Origin of the sequence: Streptomyces sp. NPDC058008 (genome assembly GCF_042886395.1) — a bacterium.
Taxonomy (GTDB): domain Bacteria; phylum Actinomycetota; class Actinomycetes; order Streptomycetales; family Streptomycetaceae; genus Streptomyces.
Genome location: NZ_JBHVQX010000007.1, coordinates 11,920 through 28,020 on the forward strand (window position 1 = coordinate 11,920; position 16,101 = coordinate 28,020).

Sequence of the window (16,101 nt, forward strand, 5' to 3'; positions counted from 1 at the left end):
CCGATCGCCCTTCCGCAGGGGCGGGGGCCTGCGGATCGTCTCACGAGAGGACGCCAATGCCGCAGGACGTCACATTCGACCTCCCCTTCAAGGCCCCGGTCAGCGAGCACCTCGCCCACGCACGGGAGCGCCACCTGCGCTGGGTGTGGGAGATGGGCCTGGTACGCAGCCAGGCCGGGTTCGAGGAGTACCAGTCCTGGGACCTGCCCCAGGCGGCGGCGCGGACCTATCCGCACGCCTCGGCCGAGGACATGGTCGTCCTGATGAACTGGTTCTCCCTCGCCTTCCTGTTCGATGATCAGTTCGACTCCGGGAGTCCGGATCGCGCGGACCGGATAGCGGAGGTCGCGCGGGAGCTGATAGCCACCCCGCTGAGGCCCGCCGGGACGGCCCCCCGGGTGGTCTGTCCGATCACCGTGGCCTGGGCCGAGGTGTGGGCCCGCCTCTCGGATGGCATGTCCCTGACTTGGAGGACCCGCTTCGCCGCCTCCTGGGGCCGTTTCCTCGTGGCGCACACCGAGGAGGTCGACCTGGCGGCCGGGGGCGGAGCCGGAACCCTCGGCATCGAGGAGTACGCGGAGTTCCGCCGCCGCACCGTCGGCATCCACCACAGCATCGACGCGGGTGAACGCAGCCGCGGCTTCGAGGTGCCGGCCCAGGTGCAGGCGCACGACCTGATGGTCCGGATGCGGGACCTGGCCGCGGACACCATCGGGTTCATGAACGACATCCACTCCTTCGAGCGGGAGAAGCGGCGCGGCGACGGCCACAACCTCATCGCGGTGCTGCACCGGGAGCGCGGCTGCACGTGGGAGGAGGCCGCCGACGAGGCGTACCGGATGACCACCCGGTGCCTGGAGGAGTACCTCGAACTGGAGGCGCGCGTACCGGTGATGTGCGAGGAGCTCGGGCTCGGTGCCGAGCAGCGGGACCAGGTGCGGATGGGCGTGGAAGCCATCCAGCACTGGATCAGCGGCAACTACGAGTGGGCGCTGACCTCGGGCCGGTACTCCGCCGCGAAGGAGGGCCCGGCCGCCACGGCTGAGCTGGCGGGCAGGGGATCGCTGGACGATCTGCTCGCCGTCTGACACGGCGGTTCCCGCCCGGCCGGAGGGCCCGGCCGGGCGGGAACGCGGGACGCGGTGGCTACTGCACCGTGAACTCGACCGGGAGGCTGTCCAGACGCGCTTCCCAGGTGGAGGCCGTCGAGGTGAGTTCGTCGACGGGTACCGACAGGCGCAGTCCGGAGAGCCGGTGCAGCAGGACGTCGACGGCGGTCTCGATGATCGCCTGGCCGATGCCCTGGCCGGGGCACTCGTGCGGGCCGCCGCTGAACGCGAGGTGCGACTGGTTGCCGTGCACGGAGACGCCCGAGTCCGGCCGGATGTCCGGGTCGAGGTTGCCCGCCGCGAGCCCGAGCACCAGGAGGTCGCCCTCCTTGATCTGCGTACCGCCGAGTTCCAGGTCCGCCGTGGCGAAACGGCCCGGGAGGACCGCCAGCGGCGGGGTGTTCCACATGGCTTCCTCGACGACCCCGGAGAGGTTCAGCTGGCCGCTGACCAGTCCCGCGAGGCGCGAGGCGTCGGTGAGGACCAGCTCCAGCACCCGGGCCAGCAGGTTGCTGGTCGTGGTGTGGGCGGTGATCAGCACCAGCCGCAGGTGGCTGAGGATCTCGCCCTCGTCGAGGCCGGCGGTGTGCGCGAGCAGCCCGGTGGTGAAGTCGGGACCGGGCTCCTCACGCTTGCGCTCGGCGAGGTCGGCGAGGATCTCCATGATGCGGTCGTTGTGCGCAAGGGCGTCCGGACCGCCCTTGATGACCTGGGCGCACGAGACCGCGAGGCTGCGCCCCTCGGCCGCCGGGAGCCCGAACAGCCGTGTCAGGACGAGCATCGGGAGGTACTCGGCGTACTCCCCGACCAGGTCGGCGGCGCCCTTCCCGGCGAACACGTCGATCTGCTTGTTCGCGAAGTGCGTGACGTGGCGCCGGATGCCCCGCCCCGCGAGCGTGTCCAGGTTGTCGGTGACGGCCCTGCGCAGCCTGCGGTGCGGCTCGCCGTCCTGGGACACGCAGTCGGGGCGCCAGCCGAGCATCTGGATGAGCGGCGAGGTCTCCTCGACGCCCCCTTCCTGCCAGTCGCGCCAGATGCGGGAGTCCCGGCTGAACTGGAGGGGGTTGTCCAGCACCCGCCGGCTCTCGCGGTAGCCGAGGACCAGCCAGGCGCGGACGTCGCCCTCCAGGAGGACCGGGGCCACGGCCCCGTACTCCTTGCGGAGCCGCCCGTAGATGCCCTGCGGGTCGAGCGCCGCGTCCGGGCCGTACAGCCGGGTGAGGTCGTCCGCACCGCCGTGCATGACCGGGCAGCCGCGAACGGCGTCGCCGTCGTTCGCCGGGTGATCGGTCATCGGGGCTCCAGGGCGACGGCGGAGCGTTCCTTGAGGTGCTGGATCAGGGCGATCAGCACGTCACGGCTGGAGTTCCGGTCCCGGGCGTCACAGGTCACGACCGGGGTGTGTGCGGGGATGTCCAGGGCGTCGCGTATCTCCTCGACCGGGTGCCCCTTGGAGTCGGGGAACACGTTCAGGGCGATGACGAAGGGCACGTTCTGCCGTTCCATCTCCTCGATGGCCCGGAAGCTGGAGGCCAGCCGACGGGTGTCCACCAGGACCACGGCACCGAGCGCACCCTTGAACAGGCCGTTCCACAGGAACCAGAACCGCTCCTGTCCCGGTGTGCCGAACAGGTAGAGCACCAGCTCGTCGTTGATGCCGATCTTGCCGAAGTCGAGGCTGACGGTGGTCTGCTGCTTGTCCGCCACCCCGATCAGATCGTCGACGTCCACGCTGGCCTGGGTCAGCGTCTCCTCGGTGGTGAGCGGCTTGATGTCGCTGACCGAGCGCACGAGGGTGGTTTTCCCCGTGCCGAAACCGCCGGCGATCATCACCTTCACCGAGCGGGTGCCCCCGGCCGTCTGCCGGTCGGGATGGTCAAAGCCTTTGAAGTCCACTGAGTACCTCCTCAAGGAGCGCGATGTCGGGCCCGCGGCCGGCGGCTGACGCCGGGATGGGATCACGGGCTTCGACGCGGCCTGCGTCCAGCAGATCGGCCAGGAGCACCGCGAGAATGTTGAAGGGCAATCCGAGGTGGGCGCCGAGTTCGGCCACCGACAGCGGATCGCGGCAGCGCCGGAGTATCTCCTCGTGCTCGTGCTGCAGGCCGGGCTCGGCTGCGACACGGGAGATGACGAGGGTCGCCACGTCCAGGGTCGACGCCGAACCCCCCGGTCCGCTGCGCCCCCCGGTGAGGACGTAGTAGCGCTCGAGACCGGGCGGGTCCGTGGGCCGGCGGGGACCACTCATCCAGAGTGCTCCTCCAGGCGCGGGCTGGTGCCGAGAAGCTCACCCATCCTGCGCGCCAGGTCCCTCATCTGGTGCCCGAGCAGGCCCTGGTCGAGCCCCTCCCTGGCGAGAACGCCGAGATACGTCTCCACACCGGCCCGCACCACGAAGAGGTGGCCGCCGTCGACCTCGATCATCGCCAGGCGGAGCTGCCCCGCGTACTTGGGGAATTGCTCGGCGACGGGCTGCGCGAGGGCCTGCAGCCCCGCGACCACGGCGGCGAAGCGATCCACGTCGTCGGGGTCGTCGGCGCCGTAGGAGGTGATGGCCTTGCCGTCGCTGGAGGCCACGAGGGCGAAGCGGATCTCCCGGATACTCTCCGTCAGATCCCGGAGCGCCCAGCTCACGTCGGTTCCCTGTTGCGTCATGTGGACTAGTCGCTCTCTTCAGTGCGGTTGGACTCGCGGACGGGGGTCGCCTCGATGACGCCCGGGTCGGCGTCCTCGCGTCCGGCCGTGGCGAAGGCCGCGAGGCCGGCGAACGAGGCGTCGGGCGGCACGGCGGCCACCGACTCCGTGCTCCGTTCGACAGCGCCCTGCTGGGCGCTCGGGGCGTCGGCCCGCCTGCTCCTGCGTCGCGGCAGACCGCCGGGCGTGGTGTCCCAGTCCTCGACGGTTTCGGCGCGCTCCACGGGCACGGAGACCTCGGCCGGCACGGGGACCGGCTCGGCCCTTTCCACGACGGGCCTGACCGGCTCGATGGCGGGGGCCGACAGATGGCTGAAGTACTTGTGGGGAACCACCACGACCACGGAGGTGCCCAGCCACGGCGAGTCCGCGAAGGTGACCCGGATGCCGTAGCGGCGTGCCAGGGCACCCACCACGCGCAGGCCCAGGTTGGCGTCCTCCGAGATACCGCCCAGCCCGGGGCCCTTCGCGGTACCCGCGAGGGACTGCTCCGCCTCGCGCTTGCGCTCGTCGCTCAGCCCCTTGCCCGCGTCCTGGATCTCGATGCCGACCCCGTTGGGCACCTCCTTGCCGGAGACGACCACGGGCTCCGTGGGCGGCGAGTAGCGGGCCGCGTTGTCCAGGAGGTGGGCGAAGATCAGGGTGAGGTGGTCCACCAGACCGCCGTCCACCCCGAGTTCGGGCAGGTGGCGGACCTGGATGCGGTTGAAGTCCTTGATGCGGCCGATGCCGCCCCGCACCACGCTGAGCAGTCGCTGCGGCTCCTGCCACTGGCGCCCGGGCCGGTCGGACCCTCCGAGCACGCCGATGCTGGCGGCGAGGCAGTCGGCGGGGCCGATCTCCTGGTCGAGCTCCATGAGCCCCTGGGCCACCGCGGGCAGCCGCCCGTGCTCGCCCTGCATCTCGTGCAGCCGTCCGCGGAGCCGGCCGGTCAGCACGTGGATCCGGCTGCCGATGCCCACCACGGCCTGTTCGGCCGACGTGGAACGATTCAGCTCCTCCTCCACACCGAGCAGCGCGGTCCGCAGGACCTTGCGCTGCGCGGCGCGCATCTGCGGGCTCGCGTCCGGCTCCTGGCCGACCTCGGCCAGGATGTCGTCGATGGACTCACCCTCGCGAAGCCGCTTGATCGCTTCGGGGAGACCGCTCTCGCCGAGTCTGCCGACGGCGGCCTGCTGGAGCACGAGGTGCTCCTCCATGGCCCTGGTACGTGCGGCGATGCCGGCCTCGTACGCCTGGTTGTTCTCCGCGAGCCGGGCCTCGAAGGCGGCTGCCTGCTCGCCGAGTTGGGCCTCCAGCGCGGACCGCTCGACCGCGAATCTCTGCTCCCGGCCGGCGACGTCCGCGTAGCGCTGCTGGGACTGCTCGGTCTGCGCCGAGCGGAATTCCTCGTTCGCACGGCCGAGCTGGTTCCGGGTCCTGACGAGGAGCCGTACACAGGCCGCGCCGGCGACGGTGACCGCGGCACCCGCGAACGTCGCGGGTATCTGGACCTGATCAGGTGCCGCCACCGCGGTGGCGACGGTTCCAGCTCCTAAGGCCAGCGGCATCAGCCACCAGCCGTACCAGGCGACCGGTGCGCGTGCCGCCGGGGGTGGAGTGGCAAGTTCCATCTGCATCCTTCGAGAGCAACACAATCGAACAGGGGGGTCGTGCGGGCGCCGCGCACGCATGCGGGCAGCGCGACAGCGGCCGAGTGAGTTCGAGTCAACTCGCCGCGCCGCAGGGGAGCCTATCGGGTTTGGTATGCAAGTGATCAACTCTCCTCCGCATACCGGAGCTATTCGATCACGCTGTGGCCTGAACCTTCCGGCCACCGGGGTACGACTCGGACAGGCCCCTGCGACTCGCGGGGCGTGGCCCGGCCCCGCGGGGCGGAACGGCCCCGGGGCGGGGCCCGCAGAACGGCCGGAAAGGGCCTTTGACATGGGCCGCAAGGCGGCCGGAACGGCAGGCGGAGGGGCGGGCCGCGCTCCGGGGGCGACGCCTCCGCGGAAGGCGGTCGTGCGATGGCCTCCGTCGCTCGCTCCCGTGTCCCGCTCACGGCCGACGGCCGGGATCAGGGGGGTACGCCTCCACCGGGGACGGTGCGCGCATCGGACCGGCGCGCGAAGAGGGCAGACCCGGGGCGTGCGCACCGGGTCCATGAGCGCCGCGCGCTTCGGCGAGCGGCACGATGCCCCGGCGGCCCCCGGGTCGCCGTCCCCCGCCCCGCCGGACCGCCCCCTGTCGCCGCCCATCGCCCCCGCCGACAGCCTTCCCGGACAAGGAAACTGATGAACCGTCCGCGCGGTCCCCCGCGCCGGACCCCTCCGGCGGGACACTGCGGACCTGTTGCGCGGCCCGTCGGGTCGGGCCCGCGCGTCCCGGAGCCGCGCACCGGAGCAATGCCCCGGAGGAGTGACGCCGCCTGATCGAACGAGTTTGAGATCCGGCCGCCGGACCCTGCCCGGCCAATCCCCGGCATCAGAACTGGTGTTCACGATATGCCCGCCACAGGGCCGTTACGGGACCGGATCCGGCGCGTTTTTGGAGCACCAGTGCCATCCGGCAGCCCAGACGGAGGACGCCATGCATCCCACTCCCGCCCGCCCGCAGCAGCCCCCCGCATTCGAACAGCGCCTTCACCCCGCCCACAGGGTTGACGGCCTCACCGGCTCGGTACGACGGGAAACGGGGTGGGCGGCATGAGCCGGCCGGCCGCTCCCTCACCCGACGGCGTTCCGGGGCCGCGTACCACCCCGCCACCGCCGGACTCCGCCACAGCGCGCCCCGGCGGACCGCACGACGACACCCCCGGCACTCCTCCCGGCGGGCCCCACGGCATCCCCGCCGCGCCGCCCGGCGGCAATCCGCCCGCGTCCGGCGCGACGGACGGCTCGGAACCGCGGAGTGCGAAGCCACTGGGTCCGGAAGCGCAGAACCCGGAACCGGGGAGCTCGGAGCCGGGGAACCCGGAACCCCGGATGCGGTACGTCGACCTGACCGGCAGCCGCGAGGCCGCCGGCCGCTCGATCCGTATGCGGGACATGGCCCGGCGCCTGCCCCAACTGGTGCGCCGCTCGCTGGGACTGGCGTGGCGGGTCGACCGTGGGGCGACCACCGGGCTCCTGCTGTGCCAGGCGGCGGCCGGGGTGATGCAGGCCCTGGGCCTGGTCGCCATCAGCGGCACCCTCACCGCGCTCCTCACCGGCGGTGACGTCTACGACCGGCTCGTCGACGCCTGGCCGTCGGTGGCGCTCCTGGCCGGTGCGGCCGGGGCTCGCGCCCTGCTGGGGATCACCGTCAACTGGCTGTCCTCCCGTCTCGGCCCGCTGATGTCCCGCGAGGCCGAGCAGATGCTGCTCACCGGCTGCGCCGAGGTCGAGTTGTGCGCGTACGACGACCCCGGCTTCAACCGGGACCGTGAGGCCGCCGACCGCGGGGCACAGGTCACCGGCGACCTGATCGACGAGGGCCAGGACCTCATCGCGTCGGGTGCCAGCTTCCTCGCCGGGGCGATCGTGCTGGCCGGCGTGCACTGGGTCCTCCTCCCGCTCCTGGTGGCGGCCAGCCTCCCGCAGGCCCTGGCCCAGGTCAGCGCCGCCCGCGTGCGCTACCTGGCGAACCTGCGCAGCAACGGCGACCAGCGGATGCTGTCGGTGCTGCGCTGGCACATCTACACCAAGGACGCCGCCGACCAGATCCGCGCGGGCACCATGGCCGGATTCCTGTCCGGCCGGTACCGGCAGACCGTCTCCCGGATCAACCGCGAGGACCGGGCGGCGGCCGACAAGGGCGCCCGCATGTCCCTGCTGGGGGCGCTGTGCGGCGGGCTGGGGTCGGCGGTGGTGTGGGCGGCGGTCGTATGGCTGCTCGCGACCGGCAGGATCACCGTCGGGCGTGCCGGGACGGCCGTCTTCGCCCTGCAGACGGTCGGTACGTCGGTGCGCGGCCTGGTCTCCGTCGGCGCGCGGGCCGTGCGTACGGGCCTGTACATGGACGACTGGACCGGTTTCCTGGACAAGGCCGGCGGCTTCCGCATGCGCCGGGGACCGCACCACCCCGGTCCGCCGAAGACGATCACGATCGATTCGGTGTCGCACCGGTACGCCGGCAAGGACCGCGACGCGCTGTCCGGCGTCTCGCTCACCCTGCGCCGCGGGGAGGTCACCGCCCTGGTCGGCTTCAACGGTTCGGGGAAGTCGACGCTGTCGAAGCTGGTCAGTGGCCTCTACCTGCCCACGGAGGGGAAGGTGCTGTGGGACGGGGTCCCGACCCGCGACACCGACCCGCAGGCGCTGTGGCGGCAGACGGCCCTGGTCCCCCAGGACTACGCGCACTGGCCGCTGACGGTGCGCGAGAACGTGACCCAGGGACAGCCCGGGGACGGCGGCGACGCCGCGGTACGTGAGGCGTGCGAGGCGTCCGGCGCCGACGAGGTCGTCGACAAGCTCGGCGCCGGCCTGGACACCCTCCTGGCCCGCGAGTGGCTCAACGGGGAGGAGCTGAGCGGCGGTCAGTGGCAGCGCATCGCTCTCGCGCGGGCGTTCTTCCGCCCGGCCGGACTGCTGGTCCTCGACGAGCCGACCGCGAACCTCGACCCGCGCGCCGAGCACTCCATCTTCCGGCGGCTGCGGGGGCTCGCCCGGGACCGCGTGGTCCTCCTGGTCACCCACCGCATCACGAACGTCGCCGTCGCCGACCGGATCGTGGTGCTCGACGAGGGCAGGATCGTCCAGGAGGGGACGTACGCCCAGCTCGCTCAGCAGCCGGGCCTGTTCCGCCAGTTGCTGTCCTACCAGATCACGTCCGAGCGGGACGGCACGAAGCACGGAAGCCACGCGTGAACCGCCCCGCCGCCGGCCCGGCGCCGTGACACCCACGCCCGGGGCCCGTCCGCAGGTGCCGCACCGCCCCGGGTGACGACGTGCCGTCCGCCCGTGCCGGGGCGTATCCGTCCCGGCTTCCCGGCACGGGCGGAGGGGAGGCCCGGCCGGAACGCGACCGCGCCGGGCCGCCAAGGGCGCGAAGCCTCATGAGACCGGCCCGCGTCACGGGACGGACCCCGGGAGTGCGGGGACCCGGCCGGTCGCTCTCCGGGGCGGTCCGAACTCGGGGACGTCCTCGGGGGCGCGGCGGGGACCCCGGCGCGGCCCTGCCCCGGCCTCCCGGGGCAGGATGCGGCGCGTCGTCCTGCGGAGCGCGGCGGTGCGCGAGGTGCGCGGCGGTCCCGGTACCGGGCTGGTCGGAGCGGTTGCCCGCCACCCGCCGGGGAGGCCGGATTCCCCCTGGTGGCCGAGGGCGGCCGGTACGCCGGCCGGTACGGCGGCATGCTCGCAGGCCCGCCCGGCGGCCACAACGGCATCTCTCGCTTTTACTCCCTCGACTTTCCTTTCGAACGGATGCTGTGCCGGCCCGCCTCCTCGTCCGGCCACGGCTGTCCGGCCCAGGTCACCGAGCGGGATCCGCGTGACCGGGGCCGCGAGCGCGATCTGTGTCCGGGCGGCGTCGAGGCCGTCATCGGAGCCGGCGGCGGCCTCGCTGAGACGGTGGAACACATCATGCGCGGCACCGGCCTCGCCGGGCTGCCCGCGCGGACGACTGATCCAGAACACAGGTGAGACCGATTCCCCGTCACTGTGACCCGCATACAGATCAAGATTCACCCCTGCTTGGAGGAGAAGTGAGCCGTACCTGGTTGCCGCCGGAGGAGTATGCCTTGTCGGTGCCCAAGTCGACCGGGTTCGCCTGTGTGTTCTTCACCGACCGGAAGGACCGGCCGGTGCAGTTGCGAGCCACGTACTCCCCGGCGCATCCGTGGCAGTTCCCCGGCGGCACGATGGATCACGGGGAGCGCCCCTGGCAGACGGCGCGACGGGAGTGCCACGAGGAGACGGGCCTCGACGTGGAGGGGCCTCCCCGGCTGCTCGCCTCGGTCTTCGGCCCTCCCGGGAGCGACTGGCCGTTCAGCTCGACGGGGTGCGTGTTCGACGGCGGCCGGCTCACCGACGAGCAGATCCGGTCCATCGTCCTGGATCCGTACGAGCACGACGCGGTGCGGGTCCTCTCGCTGGCGGAGTGGGAGCCGCTGATGCCCCGGCAGGACTTCGCCCGCCTGGAAGCGGTGATGACGGCACGGCTGACCGGTACGGCGGCCTACTTCGACTCCTGGGGCTGGGACGACAGTTGAGCACCGCCCCGGCGACCGGCCCGCCGTGATCGCCGCTCGGGCCCGGCCGGAGCCGCTCAGCAGCACCCTGCCGGGCGCCGGCGGGCCTGAAGGGCCGGGCAGCTCCGCCGGCGCGGGCCGGAGGTCCGGTGGCGGAGCCGAAGGGGGCGGCAGACGAGTCGGGCTGTACGCCGGGTTCTGTCGCCCGGTCGCCTCGCGGCGGCCGGGGAGACGGCCATCCATCTAGGACCGGCATTGCTGCCGGTCTCGTGCGGTCTACCCGCGAACTCGGGCGGGCAGCCCTCGGACGTTCGCGCAGGAGCACCGGGGTGCTCCCTCTTGACCTTGCTCCGGGTGGGGTTTACCTAGCCGTCCGAGTCGCCTCGGACGCTGGTGGTCTCTTACACCACCGTTTCACCCTTACCGGGGACCGAGGTCCCCGGCGGTCTGTTTTCTGTGGCACTGTCCCGCGGGTCACCCCGGGTGGCCGTTAGCCATCACCCTGCCCTGTGGAGCCCGGACGTTCCTCGGGAGGGTCCGAAGATCCTCACGCGGCCGTCCGCCCGGCTCGTCTGCCGTGGTGACCATGCTACCCGCCGGTGCCGGGGGTGAAGGCCGCGATGCCCGCCTCCCAGGCGGCCGACAGGTCGGCGCCCGGGGGGAAGCGGCCGTTGAGCTCCAGGACCACCATGCCGTGGGCGAAGGCCCAGGCCGCCCGGGCGCGGTCCTCGTCGCCCCCGGCGGCCCGGTACAGCGGAGCCGCCGCCGCGTCCGCCGCTCCCCCGGCGGGCAGCGTGCGGCCCATGGTGAGGAGGTAGAGGTGCGGATGGGCCAGGGCGTACGTGCGATACGCGGTCGCGAGGGCGGAGAAGGAACCGGGGGCCGCGGCCTCGGCCGCCGCCAGGACCCCGGCGGTCTCCCTGAGCATTTCGGTGGCGAGCGCCGCCACCACGGAGGACTTGTCCGGGAAGTGCTTGTAGAGGGACGGCGCCTTGACACCCACCCGGTCGGCCAGCCGGCGCATGGTGAGCGCTTCCGGGCCCTCCGCCTCCAGCAGGGCGCGCGCGGCGGCCACGATCTGCCGGGGCCTGCCGGCCGTGGGGGCGATGGCGAGGTCACTCACGCATAAGACCTTCCCTGGTACGGAGTCGGTACGCAGTCCACGACCGAGGACGTGATCGTACGAGATACGGACAAGCCGGTCGCCGGGGACCTCGGCTGTTCCCGGTACGTCCGGAGGGGACCTCGGCTGTTCCCGGTACGCCCGGAGGGGATCTCGCGTGCTCCCGCCGCTCCTTGGACGGCCCGCGGCCTCCCGGCGCGGGGTGCCACCTCCCCGGGGCGGGTCCGTCGCCCCCGCCCGGGGCGGCGTACGCGCGGGGACCTCGCCCGCCGCGTCCCCTCCTCCCCCGGACCGGGCCGGTGCGCGGGTCTCCCGGCGGGTTCCTGGGCTCCTGGCCCGTACCCTTGCCGGGGGGGGGGCTTCCGTGCGTGAGGGAGCCCTGTGCCGCGTATGAAGGAGAACGCCCGTGCTCGTGCTGTTGCCGCCCTCCGAAGGTAAGGCCGCCTCGGGGAGCGGGGCACCGCTGAAGCCGGAGTCGCTCTCCCTGCCGGGCCTCGCGGACGCGCGGGCCGCCGTCCTCGGCGAGCTGGTCGAGCTGTGCGTGGCGGACGAGGAGAAGGCCCGCGAGGTGCTCGGCCTGAGCGAGGGGCTGCGGGGCGAGGTAGCCAAGAACACCGAGCTGCGCACCGCCGGGACGCGGCCCGCCGGGGAGATCTACACCGGTGTGCTGTACGACGCCCTCGGTCTGGCCACCCTGGACGCGGCGGCGAGGCGGCGGGCCGGGACGTCGCTGCTGGTCTTCTCCGGGCTGTGGGGCGCCGTGCGGGTGGGCGACCGGATCCCGTCGTACCGCTGCTCGATGGGCGTGAAGCTGCCGGGCCTCGGCGCGCTGAGCGCGTACTGGCGCGCACCGATGGCGTCGGTCATGCCGGAGGCCGCCGGGGACGGGCCGGTCCTGGATCTGCGCTCGTCCGCGTACGCCGGGGCCTGGAAGCCGGCGGGCGAGGTCGCGGAGCGCACGGCGAGTGTGCGGGTGCTCCAGTCCCGGATGGTCGACGGGGTGGAGAAGCGGTCCGTGGTCAGCCACTTCAACAAGGCGACCAAGGGCCGGATGGTGCGTGACCTGCTGCGCTCCGGGGCCGACCCGAAGGGACCGGCGGAGCTGGTCGAGGTGCTGGACGGCCTCGGATACGTGGTGGAGGCGCGGGCTCCCGAGCGGGCCGGACGGCCCTGGGCGCTCGACGTGGTGGTCACCGAGATCCACTGAGACCTCCACCCCACCCCGTTCGTTGCAGCATACGCAACGAGCGTTGCGCACTGTGCGGTCCTCGCGGCAGGATGAGTCCATGACCTCCTCCGCGCCCGTCGCCGTGTCCGCCTCCGTGCTGGACCTCGCCCCCGTCGTCCCCGTCGTCGTGCTGGAGGACGCGGCCGACGCGGTGCCGCTGGCCCGTGCGCTCGTGGCGGGCGGGCTGCCCGCGATCGAGGTCACGCTGCGGACGGCGGCGGCCCTCGACGCGATCCGGGCCATCGCCGCGGAGGTTCCCGGGGCCGTGGTCGGCGCGGGCACGGTGATCTCCCCGGCGCACGTCTCACAGACCGTCACGGCCGGAGCCCGCTTCCTGGTCAGCCCCGGCTGGACGGACACCCTGCTGGAGGCCATGAAGGCGTCGGGCGTGCCGTTCCTGCCGGGCGTCTCCACGACCTCCGAGGTCGTGGCGCTGCTGGAGCGCGGGGTCACGGAGATGAAGTTCTTCCCCGCCGAGGCGGCGGGCGGCACCGCGTACCTGAAGGCCCTGGCGTCCCCGCTCCCCCAGGCGCGGTTCTGCCCGACGGGCGGCATATCGGCCGCCTCGGCGCCGTCGTATCTGGCCCTGCCCAACGTCGGCTGCGTGGGCGGCAGCTGGATGGTGCCCGGCGACGCGGTGGCGGCGAAGGACTGGGCCCGTGTGGAGCGCCTGGCGGCCGAGGCCTCGGCCCTCGGCCGCGGCTGACCCGGCGGCGCGGCCCGGGGACCCCCGAGCCGTGGCCCCGGCGGACCGCTAGCGCAGGTGCGAGGTGTCGTTGAGGAGTCTCAGCGACGGGTTCCCGTCCGCGTAGTACGCCACCGTCGAGACGGAGGCCGGGGAGAGTTCCATACGGAACAGAGACTCCGGCGGGGCGCCCAGCGCGAGGCGGACCAGCGTCTTGATCGGGGTGACGTGCGTGACGAGCAGCGCCGTACGGCCCGCGTGACGGGCGATCAGCCGGTCGCGCGTCACGGAGACCCGCTCCGCCACCTCCGCGAAGCTCTCTCCGCCGCCCGTGGGTGCCGCGTCGGGGGACGCCAGCCAGGCGGTGAGGTCGGCGCCGTGGCGCTCCCGCACCTCGGCGAAGGTGAGCCCCTCCCAGACACCGAAGTCCGTTTCGCGCAGTCCCTCCTCGACCCGGACCTCCAGGCCGAGGCGGTCGGCCACGGCTTGCGCCGTCTCACGGCAGCGGCGCAGCGGTGAGCTCACGATCTCCTGGACCGTGCCCAGGGCGGCGAACGCCTCCGCCGCGCAGGCGGCCTGGTGACGGCCGGTCTCCGACAGCTCGGGGTCGCTGCCTCCGCTCCCCGAGAACCGCTTCTCCGGGGTGAGGGCCGTCTCGCCGTGCCGGAGCAGGTAGAACGTCGCGGGCGCGCCCAGATCGGGTGCGCTTGCCCAGCCCACCTGCGGGGTCCCGTCCGTGCCCGACTCCGTGGCCCCGGCCGTTCCCGGCCGTGGCCCCCGCACGCCGCCCGCCCGCGAACCGTCCGTACCGTCCGCCTGCGCCGTCCCGGCCGCACCGGGCTCGGGCGCCTCGGCCGTATCCGGCCCGGGGGTGCCCGGCGGCCGGGCGGCGGCCAGCGCGGCGCGGACCTTCGCCGCGCCCGCGGCCGCGTCGCCGGGCGGTCCGGACCGGGGCGGCGGCTCCGTCGGGAAGTAGGGGCGCATCGTGTCCATGTCGGCCGTCGAGGCACCGGGGTCCCACTGCTCACCCCGCTTGCCGGCGTCCATCGCCTCGTTCGCGAGCCGGTCGGCGTGCTTGTTCTCCGCACGCGGGATCCACTCGTACGTGACCGAGGAGGCGGGCAGGATGCCCGCGGCCTCCTCGGCGAGCGGCTTCATGCCGGGGTGCTTGATCTTCCAGCGCCCCGACATCTGCTCGACCACCAGCTTGGAGTCCATCCGGACACGCACCTCGACGGGGGTGTCCGGGAACAGCTCCCGTACCGCCCTGAGGCCGGCGATCAGACCCCGGTACTCCGCCACGTTGTTCGTCGCGACACCGATGTACTCGGCCCGCTCGGCGAGCGTGGCGGCGTCGAGCGGGTCCAGGACGACGGCGCCGTAGCCCGCGGGGCCCGGGTTGCCCCGGGACCCGCCGTCGGCCTCCACGACGAGCCGGCGGGGAGCGGGCATTACAGACCCGACTCCGAGGTGCGGACCAGGATGCGGTGGCAGTTCTCGCAGCGCAGGACGGTGTCGGGGGACGCCGCCTTCACGTCGTTGACCTCGGTGATGTTCAGTTCGAGACGGCAGCCCTCGCAGCGGCGCTGGTAGAGCCGGGCGGCGCCGACACCGCCCTGCTGGGTGCGCAGCTTGTCGTAGAGCTTGAGCAGGTCGGCGGGGATGGCACCCGCGACGACCTCGCGGTCCTTGGACACGGTGGCCGCCTCGGCGTCCAGCTCGCCGGTCGCGGCGTCACGGCGGGCCGTCGCGTCGTCGGCCTTGGCCTGCACCGCGCCGACGCGCTCGGTCAGCTCGGCGACGCGCTCCTGGGCGGACTCGCGGCGCTCCATGATCTCGAGGACGACGTCCTCCAGGTCGCCCTGGCGCTTGGCCAGCGAGGTGATCTCGCGCTGGAGGTTCTCCAGGTCCTTGGGCGAGGAGACCGCCCCGGAGTCGAGCCGCTGCTGGTCGCGGACGGCGCGCTGGCGCACCTGGTCCACGTCCTGCTCCGCCTTGGTCTGCTCGCGGGTGGTGTCGCTCTCCTCGGTCTGCGAGGCGACGAGCAGGTCGCGCAGCTGCGCGAGGTCGCTGTTGAGCGAGTCGAGCTCGGCGTGCTCGGGCAGCGAGGTGCGCTTGTGGGAGAGCTGCGACAGACGTACGTCGAGTGCCTGGACTTCGAGGAGTCGGATCTGGTCGGCGGGCGCGGCGTTCAGTTGGGGGCTCCAGAAGAGTGGTGGGTGGTCCAGGGGTCGGTGACCTGCTTCGAGACGTGGACCCGGAGGTCCCATCCGTGGCGGTCGGAGATTGCGTCGAGCTGCGCGGCGGCCTGCTCGCACCAGGGCCACTCGGTGGCCCAGTGCGCGGCGTCGACCAGGCCGAGCGGCGTGTGCTGGACCGCCTCGGAGGCCGGGTGGTGGCGCAGGTCCGCGGTCAGGAAGGCGTCCACACCGGCGGCGCGTACGGCGTCGAAGAGGCTGTCTCCGGAGCCGCCGCTCACCGCGACCCGGCGTACGAGCGCGTCGGGGTCGCCGGCCGTCCGGATGCCCTGCGCGGTGGCGGGCAGCCGGGCGGCGGCGCGGGCGGCGAAGTCACGGAGGGTCTCGGGGTGGTCGAGTTCGCAGATCCGGCCGAGCCCGCGACGGCCGCCGGTGTCGCCGGGGGCCGGCACGAGGGGGCCGGTGACCCTCAGGTCCAGCGCGGCGGCGAGGGCGTCGGAGACCCCGGGGTCGGCGGTGTCGGCGTTGGTGTGCGCGACGTGCAGCGCGATGTCGTGCTTGATCAGGCCGTGGACGACCCGGCCCTTGAAGGTGGAGGCCGCGACCGTCGTCGTACCGCGCAGATAGAGCGGGTGGTGGGTGACGATCAGCTGGGCACCGAGGGCGCGCGCCTCGTCGGCGATCTGCTGGACGGGGTCGACCGCGAAGAGGACCCGGTCGATCTCCGCCACGGGATCACCGCAGACCGTGCCGACGGCGTCCCATCCTTCGGCCCGCTCGGGAGGCCAGAGGGCGTCGAGCTCGGCGATGACTTCAGACAGACGGGGCACGGGGGAAAGGCTACCTGTCCGCCGTGCCCCGCCGCCCCTGGCCGCCGGGGCCCGTGGAGCGGGACCGGCGGCCGGTGCGAATC

General features: G+C 73.3%; 15 protein-coding genes and 1 other RNA gene. 6 read left to right on the plus strand and 10 right to left on the minus strand.

Features of this window, described 5'->3' with window-relative positions; all coding sequences use genetic code 11:
* Positions 1-56: 56 nt before the first annotated feature.
* On the plus strand, positions 57-1,088 hold the full coding sequence (locus ACFVS9_RS08770) for a 7-epi-alpha-eudesmol synthase (RefSeq protein WP_383117537.1): 1,032 nt from the start codon (positions 57-59) through the stop codon (positions 1,086-1,088).
* Positions 1,089-1,146: 58 nt separating this feature from the next.
* Here the strand turns inward: ACFVS9_RS08770 and ACFVS9_RS08775 are convergent, their stop codons facing one another.
* Genes ACFVS9_RS08775 through ACFVS9_RS08795 form a run of 5 tightly spaced genes read right to left on the minus strand, consistent with a single transcriptional unit; the run spans position 1,147 to position 5,416 of the window.
* Positions 1,147-2,403 (minus strand): cytochrome P450, encoded by a 1,257-nt coding sequence (locus ACFVS9_RS08775; protein ID WP_383117538.1) that lies wholly within the window; start codon positions 2,401-2,403, stop codon positions 1,147-1,149.
* On the minus strand, positions 2,400-3,005 hold the full coding sequence (locus ACFVS9_RS08780) for an ATP/GTP-binding protein (RefSeq protein ID WP_383117539.1): 606 nt from the start codon (positions 3,003-3,005) through the stop codon (positions 2,400-2,402). Before ACFVS9_RS08780 ends, ACFVS9_RS08775 begins: the two co-directional genes overlap by 4 nt.
* Entirely contained in the window at positions 2,986-3,357 is a 372-nt protein-coding gene (locus ACFVS9_RS08785; RefSeq protein WP_383117540.1) for a DUF742 domain-containing protein, read from the minus strand. Before ACFVS9_RS08785 ends, ACFVS9_RS08780 begins: the two co-directional genes overlap by 20 nt.
* On the minus strand, positions 3,354-3,764 hold the full coding sequence (locus ACFVS9_RS08790) for a roadblock/LC7 domain-containing protein (protein WP_073747478.1): 411 nt from the start codon (positions 3,762-3,764) through the stop codon (positions 3,354-3,356). The genes ACFVS9_RS08785 and ACFVS9_RS08790 overlap by 4 nt, the downstream gene beginning before the upstream one ends.
* A gap of 5 nt (positions 3,765-3,769) precedes the next feature.
* Positions 3,770-5,416: an ATP-binding protein gene (locus tag ACFVS9_RS08795; protein ID WP_389931107.1), complete on the minus strand. Its 1,647-nt coding sequence runs from the start codon at positions 5,414-5,416 to the stop codon at positions 3,770-3,772.
* Between the two features lie 1,353 nt (positions 5,417-6,769).
* On the opposite strand from ACFVS9_RS08795, the gene ACFVS9_RS08800 reads away from it, so the two are divergent.
* The 3 genes from ACFVS9_RS08800 to ACFVS9_RS08810 all read left to right on the plus strand — a co-directional run bounded on the left by ACFVS9_RS08800 (position 6,770) and on the right by ACFVS9_RS08810 (position 9,975).
* The gene (locus ACFVS9_RS08800; protein ID WP_389931109.1) at positions 6,770-8,632 is read left to right on the plus strand and encodes an ABC transporter ATP-binding protein; all 1,863 of its coding nucleotides are present in this window, start codon (positions 6,770-6,772) and stop codon (positions 8,630-8,632) included.
* A gap of 444 nt (positions 8,633-9,076) precedes the next feature.
* The gene (locus ACFVS9_RS08805; protein ID WP_389931111.1) at positions 9,077-9,406 is read left to right on the plus strand and encodes a hypothetical protein; all 330 of its coding nucleotides are present in this window, start codon (positions 9,077-9,079) and stop codon (positions 9,404-9,406) included.
* 104 nt (positions 9,407-9,510) lie between these two features.
* A complete protein-coding gene (locus ACFVS9_RS08810; protein WP_383117550.1) occupies positions 9,511-9,975 on the plus strand; it encodes an NUDIX domain-containing protein in 465 nt (154 codons plus the stop codon).
* A 150-nt stretch (positions 9,976-10,125) separates the two neighbouring features.
* On the opposite strand, the gene rnpB is transcribed toward ACFVS9_RS08810, so the two are convergent.
* An RNA gene (gene rnpB, locus ACFVS9_RS08815) (RNase P RNA component class A) lies at positions 10,126-10,525 on the minus strand.
* A gap of 18 nt (positions 10,526-10,543) precedes the next feature.
* Positions 10,544-11,077 (minus strand): TetR/AcrR family transcriptional regulator, encoded by a 534-nt coding sequence (locus ACFVS9_RS08820; protein WP_383117544.1) that lies wholly within the window; start codon positions 11,075-11,077, stop codon positions 10,544-10,546.
* Between the two features lie 406 nt (positions 11,078-11,483).
* Between ACFVS9_RS08820 and yaaA the strand changes: the two genes are divergently transcribed.
* Positions 11,484-12,284 (plus strand): peroxide stress protein YaaA, encoded by an 801-nt coding sequence (gene yaaA / locus ACFVS9_RS08825; RefSeq protein ID WP_389931113.1) that lies wholly within the window; start codon positions 11,484-11,486, stop codon positions 12,282-12,284.
* 79 nt (positions 12,285-12,363) lie between these two features.
* Complete coding sequence (eda, locus tag ACFVS9_RS08830; protein ID WP_389931115.1) at positions 12,364-13,011, plus strand: bifunctional 4-hydroxy-2-oxoglutarate aldolase/2-dehydro-3-deoxy-phosphogluconate aldolase; 648 nt, start codon at positions 12,364-12,366, stop codon at positions 13,009-13,011.
* 48 nt (positions 13,012-13,059) lie between these two features.
* On the opposite strand, the gene ACFVS9_RS08835 is transcribed toward eda, so the two are convergent.
* The 3 genes from ACFVS9_RS08835 to ACFVS9_RS08845 are packed head-to-tail and all read right to left on the minus strand — an operon-like array spanning position 13,060 to position 16,018.
* Positions 13,060-14,442, minus strand: coding sequence for a bifunctional RNase H/acid phosphatase (locus ACFVS9_RS08835; RefSeq protein WP_389931117.1), 1,383 nt, complete (start codon positions 14,440-14,442; stop codon positions 13,060-13,062).
* Positions 14,442-15,185: a zinc ribbon domain-containing protein gene (locus ACFVS9_RS08840; protein WP_383117551.1), complete on the minus strand. Its 744-nt coding sequence runs from the start codon at positions 15,183-15,185 to the stop codon at positions 14,442-14,444. Before ACFVS9_RS08840 ends, ACFVS9_RS08835 begins: the two co-directional genes overlap by 1 nt.
* The gene (locus ACFVS9_RS08845) at positions 15,182-16,018 is read right to left on the minus strand and encodes a Nif3-like dinuclear metal center hexameric protein (protein ID WP_383117548.1); all 837 of its coding nucleotides are present in this window, start codon (positions 16,016-16,018) and stop codon (positions 15,182-15,184) included. Before ACFVS9_RS08845 ends, ACFVS9_RS08840 begins: the two co-directional genes overlap by 4 nt.
* Positions 16,019-16,101: the final 83 nt, after the last annotated feature.